22 protein-coding genes are annotated in these 25,539 nt (G+C 41.4%); 2 read left to right on the top strand and 20 right to left on the bottom strand.

Annotated elements, in window-relative coordinates; genetic code table 11:
- Nucleotides 1-16: 16 nt before the first annotated feature.
- Complete coding sequence (locus QS39_RS05980; protein WP_077804919.1) at nucleotides 17-1,471, top strand: alpha-amylase; 1,455 nt, start codon at nucleotides 17-19, stop codon at nucleotides 1,469-1,471.
- A gap of 240 nt (nucleotides 1,472-1,711) precedes the next feature.
- On the opposite strand, the gene alaS is transcribed toward QS39_RS05980, so the two are convergent.
- The 13 genes from alaS to budA all read right to left on the bottom strand — a co-directional run bounded on the left by alaS (nucleotide 1,712) and on the right by budA (nucleotide 18,151).
- On the bottom strand, nucleotides 1,712-4,330 hold the full coding sequence (gene alaS, locus QS39_RS05975; protein ID WP_077804918.1) for an alanine--tRNA ligase: 2,619 nt from the start codon (nucleotides 4,328-4,330) through the stop codon (nucleotides 1,712-1,714).
- Nucleotides 4,331-4,351: 21 nt separating this feature from the next.
- On the bottom strand, nucleotides 4,352-4,837 hold the full coding sequence (locus QS39_RS05970; RefSeq protein ID WP_077804917.1) for an LURP-one-related/scramblase family protein: 486 nt from the start codon (nucleotides 4,835-4,837) through the stop codon (nucleotides 4,352-4,354).
- A 386-nt stretch (nucleotides 4,838-5,223) separates the two neighbouring features.
- On the bottom strand, nucleotides 5,224-5,529 hold the full coding sequence (locus QS39_RS05965; protein WP_077804916.1) for a hypothetical protein: 306 nt from the start codon (nucleotides 5,527-5,529) through the stop codon (nucleotides 5,224-5,226).
- A 71-nt stretch (nucleotides 5,530-5,600) separates the two neighbouring features.
- The gene (locus tag QS39_RS05960; RefSeq protein WP_077804915.1) at nucleotides 5,601-6,746 is read right to left on the bottom strand and encodes a GIY-YIG nuclease family protein; all 1,146 of its coding nucleotides are present in this window, start codon (nucleotides 6,744-6,746) and stop codon (nucleotides 5,601-5,603) included.
- Nucleotides 6,739-8,670 carry a DEAD/DEAH box helicase gene (locus tag QS39_RS05955; RefSeq protein ID WP_077804914.1) on the bottom strand — a complete coding sequence of 644 codons (1,932 nt, stop codon included), beginning with the start codon at nucleotides 8,668-8,670 and terminating at the stop codon, nucleotides 6,739-6,741. The genes QS39_RS05960 and QS39_RS05955 overlap by 8 nt, the downstream gene beginning before the upstream one ends.
- A complete protein-coding gene (locus tag QS39_RS05950; RefSeq protein WP_077804913.1) occupies nucleotides 8,667-11,435 on the bottom strand; it encodes a class I SAM-dependent DNA methyltransferase in 2,769 nt (922 codons plus the stop codon). Before QS39_RS05950 ends, QS39_RS05955 begins: the two co-directional genes overlap by 4 nt.
- 260 nt (nucleotides 11,436-11,695) lie before the next feature.
- Nucleotides 11,696-12,766 (bottom strand): ABC transporter substrate-binding protein, encoded by a 1,071-nt coding sequence (locus QS39_RS05945; protein WP_050240977.1) that lies wholly within the window; start codon nucleotides 12,764-12,766, stop codon nucleotides 11,696-11,698.
- Entirely contained in the window at nucleotides 12,763-13,536 is a 774-nt protein-coding gene (locus tag QS39_RS05940) for an ABC transporter permease (RefSeq protein WP_000712740.1), read from the bottom strand. The genes QS39_RS05945 and QS39_RS05940 overlap by 4 nt, the downstream gene beginning before the upstream one ends.
- Nucleotides 13,533-14,339: an ABC transporter permease gene (locus tag QS39_RS05935; protein ID WP_000753801.1), complete on the bottom strand. Its 807-nt coding sequence runs from the start codon at nucleotides 14,337-14,339 to the stop codon at nucleotides 13,533-13,535. Before QS39_RS05935 ends, QS39_RS05940 begins: the two co-directional genes overlap by 4 nt.
- A complete protein-coding gene (locus tag QS39_RS05930) occupies nucleotides 14,320-15,477 on the bottom strand; it encodes an ABC transporter ATP-binding protein (RefSeq protein ID WP_000742895.1) in 1,158 nt (385 codons plus the stop codon). Before QS39_RS05930 ends, QS39_RS05935 begins: the two co-directional genes overlap by 20 nt.
- Before the next feature lie 159 nt (nucleotides 15,478-15,636).
- Nucleotides 15,637-16,542, bottom strand: coding sequence for a UDP-N-acetylmuramate dehydrogenase (gene murB, locus QS39_RS05925; RefSeq protein WP_077804912.1), 906 nt, complete (start codon nucleotides 16,540-16,542; stop codon nucleotides 15,637-15,639).
- A gap of 115 nt (nucleotides 16,543-16,657) precedes the next feature.
- The gene (locus QS39_RS05920) at nucleotides 16,658-17,410 is read right to left on the bottom strand and encodes a YhfC family intramembrane metalloprotease (RefSeq protein WP_077804911.1); all 753 of its coding nucleotides are present in this window, start codon (nucleotides 17,408-17,410) and stop codon (nucleotides 16,658-16,660) included.
- A gap of 9 nt (nucleotides 17,411-17,419) precedes the next feature.
- Nucleotides 17,420-18,151: an acetolactate decarboxylase gene (budA, locus tag QS39_RS05915; RefSeq protein WP_000360314.1), complete on the bottom strand. Its 732-nt coding sequence runs from the start codon at nucleotides 18,149-18,151 to the stop codon at nucleotides 17,420-17,422.
- A gap of 141 nt (nucleotides 18,152-18,292) precedes the next feature.
- On the opposite strand from budA, the gene QS39_RS05910 reads away from it, so the two are divergent.
- Nucleotides 18,293-19,564: an aminotransferase-like domain-containing protein gene (locus QS39_RS05910; RefSeq protein ID WP_077804910.1), complete on the top strand. Its 1,272-nt coding sequence runs from the start codon at nucleotides 18,293-18,295 to the stop codon at nucleotides 19,562-19,564.
- Nucleotides 19,565-19,583: 19 nt separating this feature from the next.
- Here QS39_RS05910 and QS39_RS05905 read toward each other — a convergent pair whose 3' ends face one another.
- The 7 genes from QS39_RS05905 to QS39_RS05875 form a co-directional block, all read right to left on the bottom strand.
- Nucleotides 19,584-20,399 (bottom strand): ABC transporter substrate-binding protein, encoded by an 816-nt coding sequence (locus QS39_RS05905; protein ID WP_023942905.1) that lies wholly within the window; start codon nucleotides 20,397-20,399, stop codon nucleotides 19,584-19,586.
- A 157-nt stretch (nucleotides 20,400-20,556) separates the two neighbouring features.
- Nucleotides 20,557-21,210, bottom strand: a complete 654-nt coding sequence (phoU, locus tag QS39_RS05900) for a phosphate signaling complex protein PhoU (RefSeq protein WP_077804909.1) — start codon at nucleotides 21,208-21,210, stop codon at nucleotides 20,557-20,559.
- 11 nt (nucleotides 21,211-21,221) lie between these two features.
- Nucleotides 21,222-21,980 carry a phosphate ABC transporter ATP-binding protein PstB gene (pstB, locus tag QS39_RS05895; RefSeq protein ID WP_000133484.1) on the bottom strand — a complete coding sequence of 253 codons (759 nt, stop codon included), beginning with the start codon at nucleotides 21,978-21,980 and terminating at the stop codon, nucleotides 21,222-21,224.
- Nucleotides 21,981-21,992: 12 nt separating this feature from the next.
- Nucleotides 21,993-22,796 (bottom strand): phosphate ABC transporter ATP-binding protein PstB, encoded by an 804-nt coding sequence (gene pstB / locus QS39_RS05890; protein ID WP_077804908.1) that lies wholly within the window; start codon nucleotides 22,794-22,796, stop codon nucleotides 21,993-21,995.
- Between the two features lie 10 nt (nucleotides 22,797-22,806).
- Nucleotides 22,807-23,691 (bottom strand): phosphate ABC transporter permease PstA, encoded by an 885-nt coding sequence (pstA, locus tag QS39_RS05885; RefSeq protein ID WP_000543046.1) that lies wholly within the window; start codon nucleotides 23,689-23,691, stop codon nucleotides 22,807-22,809.
- The gene (gene pstC, locus QS39_RS05880; RefSeq protein WP_001070902.1) at nucleotides 23,681-24,598 is read right to left on the bottom strand and encodes a phosphate ABC transporter permease subunit PstC; all 918 of its coding nucleotides are present in this window, start codon (nucleotides 24,596-24,598) and stop codon (nucleotides 23,681-23,683) included. The genes pstA and pstC overlap by 11 nt, the downstream gene beginning before the upstream one ends.
- Nucleotides 24,598-25,476, bottom strand: coding sequence for a phosphate ABC transporter substrate-binding protein PstS family protein (locus QS39_RS05875; RefSeq protein WP_077804907.1), 879 nt, complete (start codon nucleotides 25,474-25,476; stop codon nucleotides 24,598-24,600). The genes pstC and QS39_RS05875 overlap by 1 nt, the downstream gene beginning before the upstream one ends.
- Nucleotides 25,477-25,539 lie beyond the last annotated feature (63 nt).

Below are 25,539 nucleotides of genomic sequence, written 5' to 3'. Positions count from 1 at the left end.
AGTAAGAGGAAACATCATGCAAAATCAAACACTCATGCAATACTTTGAATGGTATCTGCCCCACGACGGCCAGCACTGGACGCGTCTGGCTGAAGCTGCTCCACACCTAGCTGATCTCGGTATCAGCCATGTCTGGATGCCACCAGCTTTCAAGGCGACCAATGAAAAAGATGTCGGCTATGGGGTCTATGACTTATTCGACCTAGGCGAGTTTAACCAAAAAGGGACTGTCCGCACCAAGTATGGTTTCAAAGAAGACTATCTTCAAGCCATTCAAGCACTTAAAGTGCAGGGAATTCAACCTATGGCCGATGTAGTACTCAATCACAAGGCTGCTGCCGATCACAGGGAAGCCTTTCAGGTTATTGAAGTGGATCCTGTAGACCGTACAGTTGAACTTGGAGAACCCTTCACCATCAATGGCTGGACTAGTTTTACCTTCGATGGTCGCCAAGATACCTACAATGACTTCCACTGGCACTGGTACCACTTCACAGGTACAGACTACGATGCCAAACGCCGTAAGTCTGGGATTTATCTCATCCAAGGGGACAACAAGGGATGGGCTAACGAGGAATTGGTCGATAATGAAAACGGTAACTATGACTACCTCATGTATGCTGACCTAGACTTTAAACATCCTGAAGTCATCCAAAATATCTATGACTGGGCTAACTGGTTCATGGAAACTACTGGTGTAGCTGGTTTCCGCTTGGATGCCGTTAAGCACATTGACTCCTTCTTCATGAGCAATTTTATCCGCGATATGAAGGAAAAATACGGTGAGGATTTCTATGTTTTTGGTGAATTTTGGAATCCTGACAAGGAAGCCAATCTGGACTATCTTGAAAAAACGGAAGAACGCTTTGACCTTGTTGATGTTCGTCTCCACCAGAATCTCTTTGATGCTAGCCGAGCAGGTTCCAGCTATGACCTTCGTGGTATTTTCACAGATAGCTTGGTTGAACTCAAGCCTGACAAGGCTGTGACTTTTGTCGACAACCACGATACCCAACGAGGTCAGGCTCTTGAGTCTACTGTTGAAGAATGGTTCAAACCAGCAGCTTATGCCCTCATTCTGTTACGCCAAAATGGCCTTCCATGTGTCTTTTACGGCGACTACTATGGGATTTCAGGGCAATATGCTCAACAAGATTTCAAAGAAGTCCTTGACCGCCTCCTAGCCATCCGAAAAGATTTGGCCTATGGAGAGCAAACAGACTACTTTGATGACCCTAACTGTATCGGTTGGGTGCGTTCGGGTGCTGAAAATCAATCCCCAATCGCAGTCTTGATTTCCAATGACCAAGAAAACAGCAAATCAATGTTTGTCGGCCAAGAATGGTCTAACCAAACCTTTGTAGATTTACTTGGAAACCACCAAGGTCAAGTTACAATCGATGAGGAAGGTTATGGACAATTCCCAGTCTCAGCTTCTTCGGTAAGTGCCTGGGCAGCCAATACAATCTAATAGCTCATAATAAGCAAGCCAGATCCAAGCGGATTTGGCTTTTTTGTATTCACAAAAAGACCTACCCAAATGGATAGATCTTTATACTCAATGAAAATCAAAGAGCAAACTAGGAAGCTAGCCGCAGGTTGCTCAAAGCACTGCTTTGAGGTTGTAGATAAGACTGACGAAGTCAGTCTCATATAAAATCCAAGGCGAAGCTGACGTTGTTTGAAGAGATTTTCGAAGAGTATTACTTGATTACAATTTACCTGCTACTGCATCCAACAATTCTTGAATTTTAGCTTGGTTGCTTCCTCCTGCCATGGCCATGTCTGGTTTACCACCACCACGTCCATCGACGATTGGTGCCAATTCTTTGACAAGGTTTCCTGCATGAAGGTCTTTTGTCTTGCTTGCTACAAGGACATTGACTTTGTCACCAATAGCTGCAACAAGGACAAGAAGATCAGAGTAGTCTTTTTGTTTCCAGTTATCTGCAAAAGTACGAAGGGCACCAGCGTCAGATACAGACACTTGGCTAGCAATGTAACGATGACCATTGACTTCCTTAACATCCTTGAAGATATCGCCTGCGGCTGCAGCTGCGGCTTTTTCTTTCAATTCAGCATTTTCTTTTTGGAGTTGACGAAGTTGCTCTTGAAGGCCTTCGACTTTGTGAGGCACTTCCTTGAGTTGAGGTGCTTTCAAGGTCGCTGCTACAGCTTTAAGGGCATCTTCCTGTTCACGGTAGGCTTCAAAGGCTTCCTTACCAGTCACTGCCAAGATACGGCGAGTTCCTGAACCGATACCTTCTTCTTTGACAATCTTGAAGAGACCAATCTCAGAAGTGTTACCAACATGGGTACCACCACAAAGCTCGATAGAGTAGTCACCGATAGTAACAACACGGACTTCCTTGCCGTATTTTTCACCAAAGAGGGCCATAGCTCCCATTTCTTTGGCAGTGTCAATGTCCGTTTCAACTGTCTTAACTTCAAGTGCTTCCCAGATTTTCTCGTTGACTTGCTGTTCAATCGCACGCAATTCTTCAGCAGTTACTGCTTGGAAATGCGTAAAGTCAAAGCGTAGGAATTCAACTTCGTTAAGAGAACCCGCTTGTGTTGCGTGGTTTCCAAGGATATTGTGAAGGGCAGCGTGAAGCAAGTGAGTCGCAGTGTGGTTTTTCATGACACGGTGACGACGATTTGTATCAATTGCCAAGGTATATTCTTGGTTCAAGGCAAGCGGTGCAAGAACGTCAACCGTGTGAAGAGCTTGTCCATTTGGAGCTTTTTGAACATTGGTCACAGTAGCCACGACCTTACCTGACTCATCCAAGATTTGTCCATGGTCAGCTACCTGTCCACCCATTTCAGCATAGAATGGCGTTTCCGCAAAGATAAGTGAGGCAGTTCCTTCTGATACAGCTTCTACTTCTGCATTGTCAGCCACGATAGCCACCAATTTAGAAGACAATTGGCTAGCATTGTAGTTGAAGACACTTTCTACAGTAATGTTTTGAAGGGTTTCATTTTGCATACCCATTGAGCCACCCTTGACAGCTGACGCACGCGCACGTTCTTGCTGTTCTTTCATGGCTGCTTCAAATCCTTCACGGTCTACAGTCATCCCAGCTTCTTCAGCGATTTCTTCAGTCAGTTCAACTGGGAATCCATATGTATCATAGAGTTTGAAAACATCTGAACCAGCGATAACAGATTGACCTTTTTCTTTCAAGTCTGCTACGATGCCTTGAGCAAAGTGTTGACCTGAGTGAAGAGTACGGGCAAATGACTCTTCTTCGCTCTTAACGATTTTTTCGATAAAGTCACGTTTTTCAAGCACTTCTGGGTAGTAGCTTTCCATGATTTTTCCAACGGTTGGAACGAGTTTGTAAAGGAAAGGCTCGTTGATACCCAATTTTTGACCATGCATAGAAGCACGACGGAGCAAACGACGAAGGACATAACCACGACCTTCATTTCCAGGAAGGGCACCATCACCGATGGCAAATGAAAGTGAACGGATGTGGTCAGCGATAACCTTAAAGCTCATGTTATCGCCATCTTGGTCATAAACCTTACCAGACAATTTCTCCACTTCACGGATGATCGGCATAAAGAGGTCTGTTTCAAAGTTGGTCTTAGCCCCTTGGATAACGGCTACCAAACGCTCCAAACCAGCGCCCGTATCAATGTTCTTATGTGGCAATTCCTTGTACTCGCTACGAGGAACAGCAGGGTCTGCGTTAAATTGTGACAAAACGATGTTCCAAATTTCGATATAACGGTCGTTTTCGATATCTTCTGCAAGCAGACGAAGACCAATATTTTCTGGGTCAAAGGCTTCTCCACGGTCAAAGAAGATTTCTGTATCTGGTCCAGAAGGTCCTGCACCGATTTCCCAGAAGTTGTCCTCAATAGGAATCAAGTGACTTGGATCCACTCCCACTTCAATCCAGCGGTTGTAAGAATCTTTATCATCTGGATAGTAGGTCATGTAAAGTTTTTCAGCTGGGAAGTCAAACCACTCAGGGCTTGTCAAAAGCTCATAAGCCCAAGTAATGGCTTCATCACGGAAGTAATCTCCGATAGAGAAGTTCCCCAACATTTCAAACATGGTATGGTGACGTGCAGTCTTCCCTACGTTTTCAATATCGTTGGTACGGATAGCCTTTTGGGCATTGGTAATACGTGGATTTTCAGGGATGATGGTCCCGTCAAAGTATTTCTTAAGGGTTGCTACCCCAGAGTTGATCCACAAAAGAGTTGGGTCATTTACAGGAACCAAACTTACTGATGGTTCTACTGAGTGACCTTTGGTCGCCCAGAAATCAAGCCACATTTGGCGTACTTGTGCACTAGATAGTTGTTTCATATTGTCTCCTTATTTACTTGTTTAATGTGATTGGCTTTCCAGCATTTCCACATAGTCAATCGCGACACAGAGGGAAATGACTAGGTCTGCATAAGCGTCCTCAAGAACCGTTACGGTATAGGTAGAGGTCAAATGGAAGAGTTCTTTCCTGATTTCCGCAATCAACTGATCGCGATCATCCAGTAGTTTGAAATTCAAATCCCAGATATTGCCCTCGATACGAAGCCCCAGATTGTCAAACTCATACTTATCTCGCCAGAAGGTCAACTTCTTACGAATGACAAAACTCGATCCGTCCTGAAGCTGAATCTCAAAACGAGGAAGTAGAGCCCAAATCTCTTTACTAATCTCACTGACTTGGTTACCAAATGCATCATAGATAGTAAAGGTTTTGGGAATTTTAAAAAATGATCCCTCTACCTGATAGGCGATTTCTCCCCTGTCATCCTTGATAGCAAAGCGCTCGCCTCCAAGACGAAACTTTTGTTTGACAAGAAATGTTTTCATCAACACCTCCAAAAATCAAAAGACAAGCTCATATCACGAAGGGCGAAAAACCGCGGTACCACCTTCATTCAATGAACTTGTCATTCTCTTATTCTTATGCAATTGTATGATTGAGTAGCATGACTTCCTAGCTTAGATGGCTCGCAGCACCGCCATTTCTCTGGACTAAGACAACTGAAAATCAATTCTCAACTTTCTTATTATATCGTTTTTTTAAGTTTGCGTCAACTGGAAATCATCTTAACTAATAGTAGTGAGGTAGGAGGGAAGACCTTTTTAAAATTTAACTACTAGTTTCGAAATGTAAGTAGTAATATTTAATTTATTTCTAATACCTTTCTATCTAGCATAGCCCTAGAAGGCTATATAAAGCCCTCCAGCGCTGTTTAGTATGTATCCCCTATACTAATAAGATTCCACTCAGAGTAGCTTATCTTGAACAATTCTGGGGCTTTTGTGTCTTCGTCATATACTACGAGATAGTGCCCTTCATCATTCCAAAACTTGCCCAATACCTTAGCGTCTTCTAGTTCTACTTTTTGGTTCATGTAGTCGCTTTTATACTCAATTTGTGGTGCATCTTTAACCCCAGCAGTAGAAAAACTGCTACCAATAAAGATAAAAGCATAAAATAGCACCACAGCAATCCCCAAGAATTTAAAGATTTTATAGTTTGTATTATTGTTTTCCATGTTTGTATATTCCTTTTTTTCTATTTTGTGTTTCCTTAAATCCCAAGGGGGAATTTTACCCCCTTATCCCACTAAATCATTAAGCCAATTTTTTCAATCACTTCTTGGATCTCATCTAGCGATACTAGAAACCATTCTTTAGGAACAAAGCTCTCTCCATTTGATGCTATTAATTCCATATCTAACTGCTTGTCTGCAAAATAATGATGAAGAGTAGTTTCTAATTTTCGAGCGCTGAAATTTTGAACCTCAAAGCTAGCTACTAAACGGACAGGAGCATAAAGATAGGTTCCTTCTCTTTCAGCATTTGCTAACCGTTTTTCAATTTGTTCCTGTGTAAAACCGATTTTATAGAGATTACGGATGTTAGCAATTTGAGGATGGCTACTCAAGGATTTTACTACATAGATATATCCAGTTGTAATTCGTTCGCTTGGACTGATACCAGTCATCACATCTTCTATCAATTCTGTTACCATTCGTCCATGGCGCGTTCTATCGTGCAGATTAGATACAAAAGAGCGGAGTAAGGCCTTCTTATTTTCTGTACCATTTTCATATACAAGATGAAGTTCAGCATTAGTATAGCCATTCTTATCAGTGAAGTCTTCTCCTTTAGAAACAACATAAACCATTACTCCATTATCCACATAGAACATACCAGGTTTAATTTCTTTTTCTTTTATCACATCAGACTTTCTGACTTGACGACGACCTTCACTAATTTCATCATGAACACGAGTAAATAATCCTTGATAATCTTCAAAATTGCCCATCTGTTTACGTGTTCGTGTTTTATCACGTGCTTGAATCGTTCGTTTATAACGTGAGACATCAAATAAAGATTTTTCAGCACTATTCACTGACTCAAACAATTCATCTGATAAAATATCTGTTAAACTAGCAGGACTTGAAATAGGAGTCTCAGACTCAACTACATCTATTTTTAGTAGCCCAAATTCATCATAAGGTTCTAATTTTCGGATGCTATCAGGAGATTTTCTAATACCATTCAACCGAGAAAATAAACTGCGTTCTTTAATATTTCTAGACTTTTGTGGCTCTTGTCCATTATTTTCTCTCACCCAGTCTATAATTTCTAAAAATTTCTCTACTTCATGGTCTGTAACTATTTTTTTCTTAGGTTTTAAAGGAGCTATTAAATGTTCGAAATCAGAATCATTAAAAATATCATTTAAATTTTTAAAATCAATCATTACCATTCTCCATCTTCAGCTTGATCTGAGACAATTGTAACAAAGCATAAGCCAATCTCTGTTCATACTTATCATTACTTGATTTATCTGGATGACGACCATTTTCTTTCAAAAATTGCTTAATTTGAGGATAAAGAATCAAAAGTTCTTCTTCCGAAAACTCCATCTTCTGACCATCCATATAATCTTGTATTAGACGCAAAGTCGGAGCATCAATTTCACGTGATATAACTTCGTAAGCTCTCTGGAAAGGATTGATCTGATCAATCAAATCAATAGATAAGTCATCAATATTCACAAATTTATCTGCCATTTTTAGGAAATCTGTTTGTCCTACTCCCTCTTTCCGTTCAGCTGATTGAATGACCGATTGACTAATAAACTGTTGGCGAACTTCTTCAACTTCAGCACCACTTAAGTCAGGATAGATTTGCTTAATGATAGCTGGAATCATCTGCTTATTAATGACTTCTGCATCTGTTCCTGCAGCAATCGCAGTTTGGATACGCGGTTCTTGCAAGATACTAGCACGTAAATCATTCATATCATTTTCTATGATATCTTTTGTTCTTTGAGTGCTTGGCTCTTTTAAGCCTTTCACAAACATTTCGGCACCAGAAGATTTCTGGTCATCTCGGTCTTTGCGTTTGAACTTGAAATTTGGTGCTAAAACAGACTCCATCAAGAGACTAGCTGTAATAGCCTTCATAACATTATTCACAGCAAAGAAAACTTCATCATCTTGAGCATCAGGTTGGGAAATGAGATTGGTGAATTGAGCATGTGATTTATTGGAACTATCGCGTGTTACTCGACCTATAATCTGAACAATTTCTGTTAGCGACTGACGATATCCAATCGTTAAAGCATACTCAGCATAAGGCCAATCAAAACCTTCTTTAGCCATACCAAGTGCGATAATGATATCGAGATCGTCTAAACTGGTCATCTTGTTTAGGTAATCCTGTACTTTTTCACGCCCTTCTTCTGTGACAAGGTCAGCGACCTTCAATACACGACCTGTCTCCTCAGTAACCAACCATAATCCAGTCTTAGAATCTGGAACAGCTTGCCCCAGTTCGTCTAAAATTCGGTCAACTTCATCATACTTATCCTTGGTTGACTCACCTGAGTTTACATTGGGAATATGAATAATGGTTTTCTTGCTTGTGTCCAATACTTCGTGCAAAGCATCCGTGTAACGACCACGATAAAAGTTATAACCCATAGCAAAACTTTTCAGATATTGGTATCCCTCCAACTGTTCATAATAAGTATAGGATACCTTGTCAAATTTTTGCTCATCTTCGGGTGCCAAAATGGGTACAGAATCTCCACGGAAATAAGACCCTGTCATAGCCACTACATGGGCTGTTGAATTGGCTAATATGTTTCTCAAGGCATTTCCTAAAACTGAATTATCATCTTGAGATACATGATGAAATTCATCGATAGCTAAAAGAACGTCATTAAAATCACTATCAGCTAGCTGTTCAAAGGCAAAACGCAAGGTAGCATGCGTACAGATTAGAACTCTATCGTCAGGTGACTCTGAATGCATAAAGTCTACAAACTGTTTTACCTTACTTTTGCTGGTCCCTTGTTCAGTCAAATTATTTTTGGGAAGAACTTCCCAATCCCAGTAAAAACCATATTCTGTCAATTTTGTTGAACGAAACGATTTTCCAATAGACCTTTCTGGAACAGCTATAATAGCTTTTTTCAACCCCTGAGCATGTAGTTTATCAAGAGCAATAAACATCAGAGCTCTCGACTTACCAGAGGCAGGAGGCGCCTTAATCAATAAGTGTTGAGAAGTTCTCTTAGCATATACGCGCGCCTGCATTTCACGCATACCAAGTGCATTATTTGATTGACTAGCACCTGTACCATTGTAATTGATTTCAAATATATTTGAGGTCATTTCGCTTCCTTTTCTGTCATTTCTTTGTACAGATTCAATAAGACACTGAGTCGTTCTTCATCTGATTCAAAAGGCTTTTGCTGGTAGGCACGTTCTACGATACCATCAATTTTTTCATGCGCTTGACGAAGACGTTCATTCATCGGTTTATTGGCACCACCGTACAAATCAGCCAAGGTTCCACCCTCTTCTTCTCGAACATCCAGCATTTCAAAAACAGCTTCTTCAAGCATATTTTTCCGAGCTTCCGAAAGTTCTGGAATTGGGAATGTATTATAGACCAGTCCAGGAGCGTATCTGTAATCATTTTTTAACCTACCACCAACTTCTTTGAGCCATTCTATATGCATCTTTGATGAAATAATCCCTATTAGCCATATCGGTGCATTATATACAATACACAATGCATTAGTAACAACTATTCCTTCCTCTAAAAAACTTACAGGTAAATATTGCCTATCCTGAGAATTAACAACTGGTAATATAATACTTTCAGCTTGGACAAAGCGTTTTTCAGCAAATGCCCACGGAAATTCTCGAGCCTTTCGAGTCCCTTTTCTTTTACTAACCTCTCTAAATTCTCTAACTTTTTCAATACGATTTTTTATTGGTGGAATTGATAATGCCTCGGAGCTCTGCTTATTCTCTATCCATAAAGCATATATTTTCTTATCATTCATATATGAAGTTGCATTCAAACATCTTCTAATAAACTTTCTTGAGTTAGGGAATATATTTAAAATTTCATCCTTCTCATTTTGTGTCAGTATTAAATTATTTTCTCCATACTCTGCACTTCCAATAGTCATTTCATATGGTAATGTTTCACTAGGATTTCGTCTTTTTGAAACAACAACAGTTTCTCCAATTTTTAAGAATGCACTAATATTCTCCACTATCATCGTATTGTCTTTTTCAAACAATAATTTCTTTTCAGAACTTATATTTTGAATTCCGACAATAGAAACTATTACACCTGCATTCTTTTTAGCACTATTACTCCATTTAAACGAAGGATATGCAAAACTAATTTCTAAATTATCTAAAATATGATTTTGAAATAGAGGAGCTTGCTCACCTTGAAACAACGAATTAGTAGATACAAATGCATACTTTGAATTTTTACCTTTAATGAATTTACTCGCTTTGTAGAACCAACCGAATATATAATCAAGAATTCTAGATTCTACAGGATAAATTGAATAAGCTAAATCACCTTTTTGTTCATCATTTTGGTGATTTCTTCCTTTAGTACCTATATACGGCGGATTTCCAAATATATAAACTTCGTCATCCGCCTCAGCATTCAAAACAGTTTCCCAGTCAATTCTTAGGGCATTCCCACAAACGATATTTCCAGCTTCTCTTAAGGGGAGTAGTCTTGGATGGACATCAGCAAGTGCTTCTTCCATCTCCACATTCATCTGATGTTCCGCTATATACAAGGATAACCTTGCTACTTCATGAGCGAAATCATCCAATTCAATTCCTGAAAACTGAGATAGAGAAATCTTAGAGGCATCAGCAATCAATTCCCCTTGATAAACAGCTTTTTCATTTAAGGCTTCACGAATTTCTCGTTGTTTGACTAAGATATTAATCTCTAAACGACGCAGTTCTTTATAGGTAATGATGAGGAAATTTCCAGAACCACAGGCAGGATCTAAAAACTTGATAGATGACATACGAATGAGCAAATCCTCTAACTTAGGTAAAAGTTGTCGCAATTCCTTGCGACGATGGTCCTCGCTAAAGTCACCTCCTCCTACATAGTAATCAGCTCGTTCTTCTAATTCCATAAATCCTGCTCGTAAATTATCTAAAAACAGTGGTTTGATGATCTTCATAATATTGGGCACGCTAGTATAGTGCATACCCGATGTTGATCTTGCTTCTGCATTTGCCACCGTTTGGATCATAGAGCCCAAAATATCTGGATTGATTTCATTCCAGTTTAGCAATTCCCCTGCTTCAATGAGTAATTGGCGAGTTCTTTTATTGAAAACAAGGTCATGATGTGGCTCTGAAAAAAGCTTACCATTTACATAGGGAAAATCTAATAACCACGACTCTAAATCCTGACGACTAAATTCAGGTATATCTAAAACAGTAAATAACTTTCTAACACACTCATTTAAGTCAGAACCATCTTCGGATGTCCTCGTCTTAATAACATTTGTGAAAGCTCCCTTGGAGATGATATTTGTATCTTCTGCAAATAGTAGAAAAAGAACACGAATCAAAAATAGATTAAATGATTTACCATCAGTTTCAGTGATGGCTAGTTCAGGATTAATAGAAATTAGTTCATCATAAAGTTTGGTGAAACGCTCTGCTGCTTTTACATCAGCAGGGTTTTCCTTATCATAATCAATCTTTTCAATACCATTCCAAGGTAAGAAGAAATCACAATGAGCTGGCAAATCATTAAAAGAAATTGCCAAGGTCAGCCCTGTCTGAGTATCCTTTGCATATAATTCTTGAAAATCTGTTGTAATAATAAATCTAGATTTACGAGCTTGCCCCTCCAACTCCTTATCAATCTCAGTCAGAGCAAGTAATGGCAGATTTTCAACTGTACGAAAATACAATTTATTTTTTATTATAAAATCATCAGATGCCGCTTTACTTGCTCTGGTTATGGTCGTTTTAGTAATATCAAACAATGAAACAAAATCAACAATAAATGTCGATTGATTCAGATTTTCTACTAAAACCTTGGTTCTATCCTCAATCTCAGTGATATTTAATAACTTTTTAGCCATTAGATACCTCCAAGAAACGCAAAAAGCCTACTGGATTTTCAGTAGGTTTCAGTCTATATTTTTTGCATTTTTTTATTAGGTTATATATATATATATATGCATTTGCGTAGTCTGGCTCATTTTGAACTCCTTTAGAATTAAATTTTCAGAGATGCTATAAACAATTCTAATAACTCTCAGCCTAAAACTATTATACCATGATTTCTATTTTTTCAAAAAAACGAACCAGCGTGACTGATTCGTTTTCTTACGCTCTACTCCTACTTCCGATACATTTTAAACTGTAGGAAGAGGTCGCTGTATTTGCCTGTCCATTTATGGTCGAATTTTTCATAAACTTCTAGGTGTTTCATGGTTTCAGCATCTGGATAGAAGGCCTTGTCTTCTTTTTTCTCCTCTGGGAGCAGTTCCTTGGCTGGTAGGTTTGGTGTTGAATAGCCGACATACTCCGCATTTTTAAGAGCATTTTCAGGTTTCAACATAAAGTTGATAAAGGCATAGGCGGCATCTTGGTTTTTGACTGTTTTGGGAATGACCATATTGTCAAACCAAAGGTTGCTGGCCTCTGTCGGTACCACATAGCGTAGATTTTCGTTTTTTTCTAGCATTTGACTGGCTTCACCAGAGAAGGTCACGCCGATAGCAGCGTTGTTCTGAATCATGTATCCCTTCATCTCGTCCGCAACGATAGCCTTGATATTTGGAGTCAATTTATAGAGCTTGTCCACTGTCTCTTCCAACTGCTGGGAATCCTTGGAGTTGAGGCTGTAGCCAAGCGAGTTAAGCCCTAGTCCCAATACCTCACGCGCCCCATCAAAGAGCATGATAGAGTTCTTATACTCTGGCTTCCAAAGGTCATCCCAATGCTCAGGCGCCTCATCTACCATGGTTTCATTGTAAACAATTCCCAAAGTTCCCCAGAAGTAAGGGATGGAGAATTTATTACCTGGGTCAAAGGACTGGTTGAGGAACTCTGGTCCGATATTTTCAAGACCTTCAAGTTTTGAATAGTCAAGCGGTACCAAGAGGTCTTCGTCCTTCATCTTGTTAATCATGTACTCACTAGGGATGGCAATATCGTAGGTCGTTCCACCCTGCTTGATCTTGGTGTACATGGCTTCGTTGGAGTCAAAGGTTTCATACTGAACTTGGATTCCTGTTTCTTCTGTGAATTGCTCCAAGAGTTCTGGATCGATATAGTCACCCCAGTTGTAGATAACCAATTTTTGGCTATCTCGGCTATTGATTTTACTATCTAAATGCGTCGCAATTCCCCACAAGACCAGGATAATCGCTACAATTCCTGCTAAAAATGAATAGAGTTTTTTCATGCTTGCTCCTCCTTCTCACGTGAGATAAAGTAATATCCAACAACTAGGATAATACTAAAGAGAAAGACAAGGGCAGAAAGGGCATTGATTTCTAGGGAAATCCCCTTGCGAGCACGAGAGTAAATCTCGACTGACAAGGTTGAAAAGCCATTTCCCGTTACAAAGAAGGTCACGGCAAAGTCATCTAGCGAATAGGTGAAGGCCATGAAATAACCTGCAATGATAGACGGTGTCAGGTAAGGAAGCATGATTTCCTTGAACATCTGAAATTGACTGGCACCAAGGTCATAGGCTGCATGAATCATGTCACCGTTCATTTCCTTGAGACGAGGCAAGACCATCAAGACCACGATAGGAATGGAGAAGGCCACGTGACTAGATAGAACGGTCAAAAAACCAAGTGAAAACTTGAGTTGAGTAAAAAGAATCAAGAAGCTGGCACCAATCATAACATCAGGCGCAACCATGAGGATATTATTGAGTGATAGAAAGGCTTCTTGGTATTTCTTACGAGACTGGTAGATGTAAATGGCACCGAAAGTCCCGATAATGGTCGCTATCAAGGCTGACAGAAAGGCCAAGAAAAAGGTCTGAGTCACAATCAACATGAGGCGACCATCCCCAAACATGGTTTTAAAATGGCTCAAGCTAAAGCCTGTAAAGCTATTCATATCGTTGCCTGCATTAAAAGCATAACCAATCAGGTAAAAAATCGGCAGGTAGAGGACAAGAAAGACCAGTCCTAGGTAAAGGTTGGCAAATTTTTTCATCGTTCTCTCCTTTCCTTGGTAACCCACATGGTGATGAACATGGTCAGGATGAGAATTACACCGATGGTTGAACCCATACCGTAGTTGTCATTGGTTAGGAAGTTCTGCTCAATGGCTGTCCCCAAGGTGATAACGCGGTTCCCACCAATCAAGCGGGTCAGCATGAAGAGACTCAAGCTTGGAATAAAGACAGATTGGACCCCACTTCGTACCCCATTCATAGATAGAGGGAAGATGACATGGCGAAAGGTCTCCCACTTGGTCGCACCGAGGTCGTAGCTGGCATTGATGAGGTTGTTATCCATATCGTCCAAAACATTGAAAATCGGCAAGATCATAAATGGTAGCTCAATGTAGCTTGCGACAAAGATAAAGGAGAAATCGGTAAAGAGCAACTGCTGTGAACCGATTCCGATAAATTCCAAGAATTGGTTAATAGAGCCATTTTGACCAAAAATTCCGATAAAGGCATAAGCCTTAAGAAGAAGGTTGATCCAAGTCGGCAGGATAATCAGCATGAGCCAGAGTTGACGGTGCTTGAGACGGGTCAAAAAGAGGGCTGTCGGATAGCTAATAAGCAGGGTCACAAAGGTCACAATACCTGCATAAAGCACTGAGTTAAAACTCATTTTGAGATAAGTCAAGTTTTGTGACGCAAAGTAGGACTTATAATTTTCTAAACTGAACTGGCCTTCAATGTTGAAAAAGGATTGACCGAAAATCAATACCAAGGGTGCAAGGACAAAGAGGGCAATCCAAAGCATGTAGGGCACTACAAAGAGTTTAGAGCTTGTTTTCTTCATCTCTTTCCTCCTCGATCGCGTTAATCAAACCTGCTTCTTGCTCTTCGATTTCCACGTATTCTTCGATACGAGCATCGAACTCTTCTTCGGTTTCGTTGAGACGCATGATGTGGATATCTTCTGGTTCAAAGTCCAGACCGATTTCCTCACCCACGATGGCCTTACGAGTCGAGTGGATCATCCATTCATTTCCGAGTTCGTCATAGGCGATAATTTCATAGTGCACCCCACGGAAGAGCTGGGTATCAACTTTTACTTGGAGCTTGCCTTCTTCAGGAAGAGTAATGCGCAAGTCCTCTGGACGAATCACGACCTCAACAGGTTCATTTGGCTTCATCCCACCATCGACCGCTTCAAAGCGTTTGCCGTTAAACTCAACCAAGTAGTCCTCAATCATGGTACCTGGCAAGATGTTTGACTCCCCGATAAAGGTGGCAACAAAGTGGTTAATCGGCTCATCGTAGATGTCCACAGGTGTTCCTGACTGGACAATCTCGCCATCATTCATAACGAAAATCCAGTCACTCATGGCCAGTGCTTCTTCCTGATCGTGGGTAACAAAGACAAAGGTAATGCCCAATCGTTGTTGCAGTTCACGCAATTCATACTGCATGTCTGTTCTTAATTTCAAGTCCAATGCTGACAAAGGCTCGTCCAACAAAACCACACGGGGTTGATTGATGATGGCACGGGCAATAGCCACACGCTGACGTTGTCCTCCTGAGAGTTTACGGATGGAACGCTTCTCATAACCTTCCAACTGAACCATCTTGAGAACTTCCGCCACACGTTTCTCGATTTCTTTCTTGTCAATCTTACGTAATCGGAGTGGAAAGGCAACATTTTCAAACACATTCATGTGTGGAAACAAGGCATAGGATTGGAAGACCGTATGGACATCTCGCTTGTTGGTTGGGATGTCATTGATGCGGACACCGTCCAGTAAAATATCTCCTGTCGTCGCATCCAGTAAACCTGCAATGATGTTAAGGATAGTTGATTTCCCTGAACCAGATGCGCCTAAAAGAGTGTAGAACTTTCCTTCTTCCAACTCAAAGTTGATGTCTTTGAGAACCTTGGTGTTGCTGTCTTCAAAAACTTTAGAGACGTTTTTGAATTCAATAATTGGTTTTTTCAATTGTCATTTATTCCTTCTTTTTCATAGATTAACAGATCAGGGCTCTGTCAGGCCACTACTACCTCGTGTAGGAGATTGAACTGCCTACATTCTTCTGCACTAACGATAGGCTTTCACCCCCTTTCCATGACATAGCAGCAGCTTTTCAACAACAGCTTCCTACTTGCTTTCTCCTAAAATACGGACTTCCCTCTCAAGGGTAACGCCAGAGTGTTCCTTGACTTTTTCAATCACAGACTCAATCAAGTCCTCATAGTCTTTGGCCGTTCCGTCTGCAACGTTGATCATAAATCCAGCGTGCTTTTCTGACACTTCTACGCCACCGATACGGTAGCCTTTCAAGCCAGCTTCTGAAATCAATTGACCTGCAAAATGCCCGACTGGACGCTTAAAGACCGAACCACAAGATGGATATTCTAAAGGTTGCTTGAGTTCACGTAGATGCGTCAAGCGGTCCATTTCTTGCTTGATAGCCTGATGGGTTCCTGGAGCAAGGGCAAATTTAGCTGACAAGACAACTGCACCAGACTCTTGAATGGCTGAGTGGCGGTAACCAAAAGCCAAGTCCTTGACAGACAGGGTCTCGATTTCTCCGTCCTTAGTCAAAATCTTACAAGACTGCAAGATGTGGGCAATCTCGCCACCATAGGCACCCGCATTCATAAAGACAGCACCACCGACGCTCCCTGGAATGCCACAAGCAAACTCAAAGCCAGTCAAACTATGACGAAGGGCAATGCGTGTCGTTTCAATCAAGTTAGCACCAGCTTCTGCTTCAATAGTATAGCCATCAACAGAAATATTATTTAGCTTGTCACACAAAATGACAAATCCACGAATCCCACCATCACGAACGATGATGTTGCTAGCATTTCCAAGAACCATCCAAGGAATATTTTCTTGATTGGCAAATTTAACAACGCGAGCCAACTCAAAACGATTTCGTGGAAAGACCAAATAATCGGCCTCTCCACCTACTTTTGTATAACTATAGCTATGCAAGGGTTCCTTATAACGGATATCAATTCCTTCTAAGATTTCAAGCATTTTTTCTCTTACAGACATGACACTCTTCCTTTTACAAAATTCATTCCATTATACCATTTTTAAGACCATTTGACGACCCTAAAAAAATCTTGTTTGGTTTTTGCATAAGAAAAAGAGGTTTCCCCCCTTTTTCTTATGATTTTTTGCAAAAGATAGCTTTAGTTCCATAGGCAACTAGGATCAGTTCAACTAGTAGAATGACTTCAACTAAGACTGGACTTGTAAGCCAGCCAACTTGGGCTAGAGATGGTGCCAGGTCAAAGAAGGCATGTAGACCATAGGCTGCTAGGAGATAAATCCATTTCTTCTGGCGAACAGCTTGGTAAACCCAAACTGTCAAAAGTAATTGGAAACCAAGTGCCAAGATTCGTTCAAAACCAAGCAAATAAATCTGCCAAACAGACAGCGACTGAATAGTTTTCAACATATTTTCAGACAGTAATTGCATAACCTGTGGATTTTGCGTTTGAACTGCCGAAAGAACAATGTAGAGATTGATCAAACTAGTAAGACCTAGGAAAATCAACTCCAAGCCACCATGCCCCAAGCCATAGGCCAAGGCATCTGCCTTTTCCAAACTTCTCTTTTTCTCCAACCATTTGAAGAAAACAAGGCGAGCTGTTTCCTCAAAAAAGGCTGCCATGGCTAGGCCATAGATGATATAGACAAGCGGATGGTCTTGCAAGAGGGCAATACTACCGTCTTTTTGAGGATGTAAAACCAAGATATGCACCAGTTTTTCTAAAATCTGTGAAGAAACAAAGAAGGCTACAGCCCCCAAGCCCAAGACAGCTAAATTAATCTGATATTTCTTTTTGGCATACCAAATGCTTCCTATCAAGAAAGCCAGCAACAGCACCATGGTAATGATAATATGAATGGTCATTTTCTTCTCCTATTCCGCCTTTTCAATATCTTTTTTCATCTCGTCAACATTGAACTTAGCAAACAAGTATTGACGATCTTGAACTGGGAAACGTTGATCCAATTGGTCAACAGCTCCCACCTCAATAATGCCTTCCTTGATGACAAAGTCCATGACATGACCACCGAAGGTCAAGTCATCTGAAATGAAGTGTAGATGATAGCCTGCCACACTGACCCCATGAAAAATCTCAGGCGTCCAGAAACCAACGATGGTTCCCGCCACATTGTCACGACTATATTCAGGTTGATGGGTTGCGACCTCAGCAAACTTGGTATCTGGTGTCGACTTGGGAATCATGCGCACATGCATATGTGAAAATTCCCCACGAATCTTGATAGAGCGGAAAAGATTTTCTCCGTCATAGTAAGACTCAATCCGCTCTTCCAATTCCTTGTCTGTCATCTCAAAGCGCTGGCGGAAAATGACCTCTGCCTGATGCGGTACTACTGCTGCGTAAGGAATAAGGGCATCTGGTGACACTTCTACAATTTCCGGTTGCTCTCCTGAGCCTTTGGCCTGATAAGCCTTGCCATCTAAGACAATCAATTCCCCATCAATGGAATCCAAGGTTCCCAAACCAAGGTCACCATGCTCTAGCAATTCTCCTACTGTCATGGTACCACCATAAAGGCCAGCCATCAAGGCTCCAAGGGTATTATATTGAAATAATTTCACTGGTTCCTGCACGTTCTTATCCATTCACTTTCTTGTCTGTTATTCTATAAATGTTACTCCTAAGTATACCACATTTAGCTTTATATGTGAACGAGAGAAACACCCTAGACATTGCCAAGAAGGAAAAAAAAAGGTACAATGTAACAAAATCAAGGGAGGTTTGGAATGAAGAAACAAAGCAAGTACCAAGAGGTCGTTTCCTATCTAAAAAACGGTATCGAGTCTGGACGTTTTCCGACGGGTAGCCGCCTGCCTTCTATCCGTCAACTGAGCCTTGACTTTCACTGTAGCAAGGACACCATTCAACGAGCCTTGCTGGAATTACGGCACGAACAATACCTCTATGCCAAGCCCCAGAGTGGCTACTATGTATTAGAACAAGGGCAACACCAAGACCTTGAAATCGAGGTTACCGACGAACATGCCAGTGCCTATGACGATTTCCGACTCTGTATCAATGAAACCTTGATTGGCCGGGAAAACTACCTCTTCAACTACTATGATAACCAAGAAGGATTAGAAGACCTAAGACAGTCCATTCACCAACTCCTCTTTGACCAAGCTCTCTACTGCAAGGCAGACCAGTTGGTATTGACTTCTGGAACCCAGCAAGCCTTGTTTATCCTTTCTCAAATTTCCTTCCCTAGCCAAGCCAAGGAAATCTTGGTAGAACAGCCGACCTACCATCGGATGAATCGCCTCTTGATTGCTCAGAGCTTAGACTATCAAACGATTGAACGAGGCATTGATGGGATTGACTTAGAGGAGCTGGAAGGCCACTTCAAAACAGGAAAAATTAAGTTTTTCTATACCATTCCTCGTTTTCACTATCCTCTGGGGCATTCCTATTCAGAGCAGGACAAACGGGCTATTCTTGACTTAGCTGCCAAGTATGGTGTCTATATCGTAGAGGACGACTATCTGGGGGATTTGGACTCCAAGAAGGGCCAGACCTTCCACTATTTGGATACAGAGGAACGCGTCATTTATATCAAGTCCTTCTCAACCAGCCTCTTTCCAGCCCTGCGGATTACGGCACTCATCCTTCCAAATGCTATCAAAGAAGCCTTTGTGGCCTACAAAAATATCCTAGACTACGACAGTAACCTCATCATGCAAAAGGCACTGTCACTCTATATTGACAGTCAATTATTTGAGAAAAATCGGCTAGCTCGCTTATCCAATCAGGAAGCTTACCAGAAGCAAATCGAGGAAAGACTAGCTAACACTCCTTGCCCCCTTCCTCATTTCCCTCTACATGATGGTTTATTGCTTGATCTCAGACAGTACCCTAAAATCGCCAGTCTCAAACACAGTCAACTGGACTTGGATTTTTTTGAAGAGGCTTACTTGGATGCCTGCCCTTATCAATTTGCTAAGGTGTCCCTAGAAAATCTGGAAAATGTTTTAAACTATTTAAAAGCAGAATTGGATTGACTTCCAACTCTGCTTTTTCTTATTCTTCAACTTCTGTTAGGCTTGCTGCCTTTTCAAGATAGCTTTGGTAGGTTCCTTCATCCTTGAGTTTTTGGATGACCTTGTCCACCACTTCTTTCAAATCAGCACTATTTTTTCTAAGGGCAACTGCGTTGGCTTCGCCGTCCTTCATCTTCAAGCTGACAGTTGCGACAGCTAGGTCGGCATTTTTAGCAGCATAACTAAGCGCAACAGGCTCATCCATGTGAACAGCATCTACTTTTCCAGCCTGTAATTCATTGACAGCTTCACCCATATTAGTTAGGGAAGTCAATTGAGCTTTTGGCAATTGTTCCTTGACCATAGACTCTGGAACAGTTCCTTTTTGGGCTGCAATATTAGCACTCTCAAGGCTAGTTAAATCCTTGTATTTTTCTACATCAGCCTTACGAACCAAGAAACTAATCTTGTTTTCATAGTAAGGGATTGAAAAGTCAAAGACTTCTTTTCTCTCGTCAGTAGCGCTAATTCCTGCAACTGCTAGGTCAGCCTTCCCAGTTTGAAGACTGGTCAAGACATTATCAAAACTCATGCTTGAGATTTCCAATTTCACCCCAAGTTCATCAGCGATAGCTTGGGCCATATCAATATCCGCACCGACTACCTGGTTTTTTCCGTCAACTAAGGATTGGAATTCAAAAGGTGCATAGTCAGGACTAGTCGCCACAACTAATTTCCCCTTTTGCTTAATGGCCTCAACAGCTGACTGAGAACCATTAGAACCCGACTGGCAAGCTACTAAGAAGAAACTTGCAAGAAAACTACATAAAACAAATATCCATTTTTTTGATTTCATAAATAAACAACCTCTCTGTTAATTTTGTATAATTATAACGCTATCCAAGTTGCTTGTCAAGTGTTTTTTGAATTTTTATCTTAAAAATATTTTTTTCATTCAAGAAAAGGAGCTATCAGTTGATTTCGAGCTCCTTTTTATACAGATTGAACCTATTTTATAGTTCGACAATCTTACCTGTTTCAAAGTAAACAACCCATTCACAGATATTTTTGGCATAGTCCCCAATACGTTCCAAGAAGGCAATCACTTGGAAATAATCACGACCTGTAACAATGGCATCAGGATTTTTCTTGATTTCTTCTGTAGCCAAGTCACGAATGCTATCAAAGTAATGGTTGATTTTTTCATCCATGGTTGCTACTTCATAAGCCTTGTCTACTGAACCATTCAGATAGAGTTCAAGGGCTGCTTCGACGAAATTCTTGACATCGCGACCCATTCTCTTGATTTCTTCTTCAACAGCTGGGATACGTTGCTCACCCTTCATACGAATTGCCGCTTTGGCAATGGAAACGGCATGGTCACCCATACGTTCCAAGTCAGATACAGCCTTCAAGACTGTTAGAACTGTACGCAAGTCCTGAGAAACTGGTTGTTGAAGGGCAATCATTTCAAATGATTTCTTTTCCAATTTCACTTCGTATTCGTTTACTTCTGCATCGTCTTCGATGACTTCTTTGGCCAAATCACGGTCATGCGTAACAAAGGCACGCACTGTCCGATTGATTTGAGATAGCACTTCTTGTCCCATAGCATAGAACTGGTTGTGCAATTTCTCTAAATCTTCTTCAAATTGAGAACGTAACATCATTTATCTCCTTATCCAAATTTTCCTGAAATATAATCTTCTGTTTCCTTGTGTTGTGGGTTGAGGAACATCTTCTTGGTATCGTTAAACTCAATCAAATCTCCATCTAGGAAAAATCCTGTCTTGTCAGAGATACGAGAGGCTTGTTGCATAGAACGCGTAACCAAGAGCATGGTGTATTTATCTTTTAGACCATACAAGGTTTCCTCAATCTTACCAGCCGAGATAGGGTCCAAGGCTGAAGTCGGTTCATCCAAGAGAATGATTTTAGGACTGGTTGCCAAGACACGAGCAACACAAACACGTTGCTGTTGTCCACCTGAAAGCCCGATAGCTGAATCATGCAGGCGATCCTTGACCTCATCCCAGATGGAAGCTCGTTGCAAGGCTTTTTCTACCGCTTCATCCAGAACCTGCTTGTCCTTCACTCCATTGATACGAAGCCCGTAAACAACATTTTCGTAGATAGACATTGGGAAAGGGTTTGGTTGTTGGAAAACCATACCGATTTCCTTCCGCAATTCAACTGTATCTGTACGTGGGCTGTAAATATTGTGACCGTTGTATACCACTGAACCAGTTGTGGTTACCTCTGGATTGAGATCCCCCATGCGGTTAATGGCCTTGAGGAGGGTTGACTTTCCTGATCCAGATGGGCCAATCAAGGCTGTAATTTCCTTAGGTTGGAAAGATAGGGAAACACTATTCAAGGCCTTCTTTTGATTGTAGTAAACGGACAGGTCTGATACCTGTAAAATCGCTTCTGTCATACTGTTTCCTTTCTATCCAAAGTGTCCTGTTACGTAGTCATTGGTTGACTGTAGTTTAGCATTTTGGAAAATATTAGAGGTCTTATCATACTCGATCAAATCACCCAAGTAGAAAAATCCTGTGTAGTCACTAGCACGCGCAGCCTGCTGCATACTGTGGGTCACGATGATGATGGTAAAGTCCTTCTTCAATTCCAACATGGTTTCTTCCAGCTGAGCTGTCGCAATCGGATCCAAGGCTGACGCCGGCTCATCCATCAAGAGAATATCTGGTTTAACAGAGATAGCACGAGCGATACAGAGACGTTGCTGCTGACCACCTGATAGGGTCAAGGCTGACTTGTGCAAATCATCTTTGACCTGGTCCCAAAGGGCAGCTTGACGAAGAGAAGTTTCTACAATTTCATCCAAGACTTGCTTGTCCTTGACTCCTGCACGTTCATGAGCAAAAGTGATATTGCGGTAGATAGACTTGGCAAAGGGATTTGGGCGTTGGAAGACCATTCCAATGTGCTTACGCATCTCATAAACATTGATTTCTTGACGGTTAACATCAATTCCTTGGTAGAGTATTTGCCCTGTCACCTTGGCAATATCAATAGTATCATTCATCCGATTGAGACTGCGGAGGTAGGTTGATTTCCCTGAACCAGAAGGGCCAATTAAGGCCGTGATTTTATTTTTTTCAAATTGCATATCGATGCCCTTAATAGATTCATTTTTACCGTAGTAAACATGTAAATCCTTAGTAGAGAGGGCCACTTTCTCTTCAGGAAAGGTGATGATATGCTTTTCATCCCAATTATATTTTGACATGGCTTCTCCTTTAGGCAGCGGTTAATTTCTTATGTAGATAGCTTCCGAGTTTACGGGCTCCAAAGTTAAAGATGAGGATAAAGATAAGGAGCACGGCTGCAGAACCTGCTGATACGATAGTTCCATCTGGAATGGTTCCTTCACTATTGACCTTCCAGATGTGGACAGCCAAGGTTTCTGCTTGACGGAAGATAGAGATTGGGCTGGTCACACTGAGAATATTCCAGTTAGACCAGTCAAGGGCTGGAGCAGATTGTCCTGCTGTATAGATAAGTGCAGCCGCCTCACCAAAGATACGACCAGAGGCCAAGACAACCCCCGTCACAATACCTGGAAGAGCTTCCGGAATAACCACATGGACCACTGTCTCCCAACGAGAAATCCCAAGAGCCAGACCAGCTTCACGCTGCGTATGGTGAACGTGTTTCAAGCTGTCCTCAACATTTCGAGTCATCTGAGGAAGATTAAAGACTGTCAAGGCCAAGGCACCTGAAATGATTGAAAATCCATACTCAAACTGAACTACAAAGATCAAGTAACCAAAGAGACCCACAACCACTGATGGCAGTGAAGATAAGATTTCAATACAGGTTCTGACAAAATTGGTCACAGGACCTTTTTTAGCATATTCAGCTAGGAAAATCCCAGCTCCCATAGACAAAGGAACAGAGATAATCAAGGTGATGACCAAGAGGAAGAAGGAATTATAAAGCTGAATTCCAATCCCGCCGCCTGCTTGGTAAGAAGATGATTTGCCAGTCAAGAAAGACCAAGAGATGTGGGGCAAACCACGAACCAAGATATAAAGAATCAAGGATGCCAAGATGGCAACGATAATTCCTGCAATCGAGTAGAGGACAGCTGTTGCAATTTTATCTAATTTCTTAGCGTGCATAGTTTTTCTTTCCTCTTTCTTTCGTAATCAATTTAATGACACTGTTGAAGGCCAAACTCATCAAGAGCAAGACTAAGGCCAGTGACCAGAGAACGTTATTATCAACTGTTCCCATAACAGTGTTTCCGATACCCATGGTCAACACAGAGGTCAAGGTCGCAGCAGGTGTTGTTAATGAAGTTGGAACTACGGCTGAGTTTCCGACCACCATCTGAATGGCCAAAGCCTCACCAAAGGCACGCGCCATCCCAAAGACCACTGCTGTAAAAATCCCTGAACGCGCTGCCTTCAAGGTCACGCGCCAGATGGTTTGCCAGCGAGTGGCCCCCATAGCCAAACTAGCTTCGCGGTAGTGACGAGGCACTGCACGCAAGCTATCGGTTGTCATAAAGGTTACCGTCGGTAAAATCATGACAAAGAGAACGAAAATCCCTGACAAAATCCCAAAACCAGTTCCACCAAAGATACTACGGACAAAGGGAACTACGACCTGCAAACCGATAAATCCATACACGACGGAAGGAATTCCGACCAGCAATTCAATAGCTGGTTGCAAGATTCTAGCACCTTTTGGTGAGACTTCAGTCATAAAAACTGCCGCACCAATGGCAAAAGGAGTTGCGATAAGGGCTGACAGGATTGTGACAATAAAGGAACCCAAAATCATTGGAAGGGCACCAAATTGTTTACCTGAAGGATTCCAAGTTTGGCCAAATAGGAAATCAAAGATATTAACCCCATTTACAAAGAAGGTCGACAAACCTTTTTGGGCCACGAAAATCAAAATCATGGCCACAATGATAACAATCAAAGACAGACAGGCAAAGGTCAAGCCTTTTCCAAGTTTCTCTAAACGAGAGTTCTTTGAGGGAGAAAGTAATTTTTTAGCTAATTCTTCTTGATTCATTATTGACTCCCTTCTAGTGCTGTCACCGTTCCTACAGCATCTTTTTCAACCTTCATTTCCTTGACAGAAATATAGCCCATTCCCTTAACGATTCCACTTTGCGCTTCATCAGAGAGGACAAAGTTGAGGAATTCTGCCACCAATTCATTTGGCTGACCTAGGGTATACATGTGTTCGTAAGACCACAAAGGCCAGTTATTGCTTGTAACATTTTCTGCAATCGGCTCATAGCCATTCAACTTCATACGTTTCACCGAGTCATCCACATAGGCAAAAGCTAGGTAAGAAATAGCTCCGGGTGTCTGGGAAACAATGTTTTTGACCATCCCGTTTGAGTCTTGTTCTTGACTCTGCACGGCAGATTGACCATCCATTATCACACTATCAAAGGTTGCACGCGAACCAGAACTTGCCGCGCGGTTGATAATAGAAATGGCTAGGTCTTTCCCACCAATTTCTTTCCAGTTGGTTACTTGACCTGTGAAGATGCTACGGAGTTGTTCAGTTGTCAGATTTTCAACATCAACTTCCTTATTTACAATCACCGCCAAGCCCGCTACGGCTACCTTATGGTCCACTAGAGCGGATGCGTTGATACCGTCTTTTTCCTCGGCAAATACGTCTGAATTTCCTACATCAACGGCTCCAGACTGAACCTGAGACAGACCTGTACCAGATCCTCCACCTTGGACGTTGACTGTTTTTCCAACGTGCAGAGAGCCAAATTCATCTGCTGCTGCTTCGACCAAGGGCTGAAGAGCCGTTGAGCCAACAGCTGTCATGGATTCCCCACGATCAATCCAGCTAGCACATCCCGCCAAAGAACCTGCTAGCAAAAGAGCCGCAAGGGATAGAGCGAGTTTTTTCCTTTTTTTCACTGTTTTTCTCCTTGAAAATAATGGTGAATACTGTGAATTTTTTCAACTATTTATTTATGTTTT

Source organism: Streptococcus mitis (assembly GCF_002005545.1).
GTDB lineage: Bacteria > Bacillota > Bacilli > Lactobacillales > Streptococcaceae > Streptococcus > Streptococcus mitis_I.
Note: the sequence above shows the minus strand (reverse complement) of the source record. Positions and strands in the feature narration are given on the sequence as shown.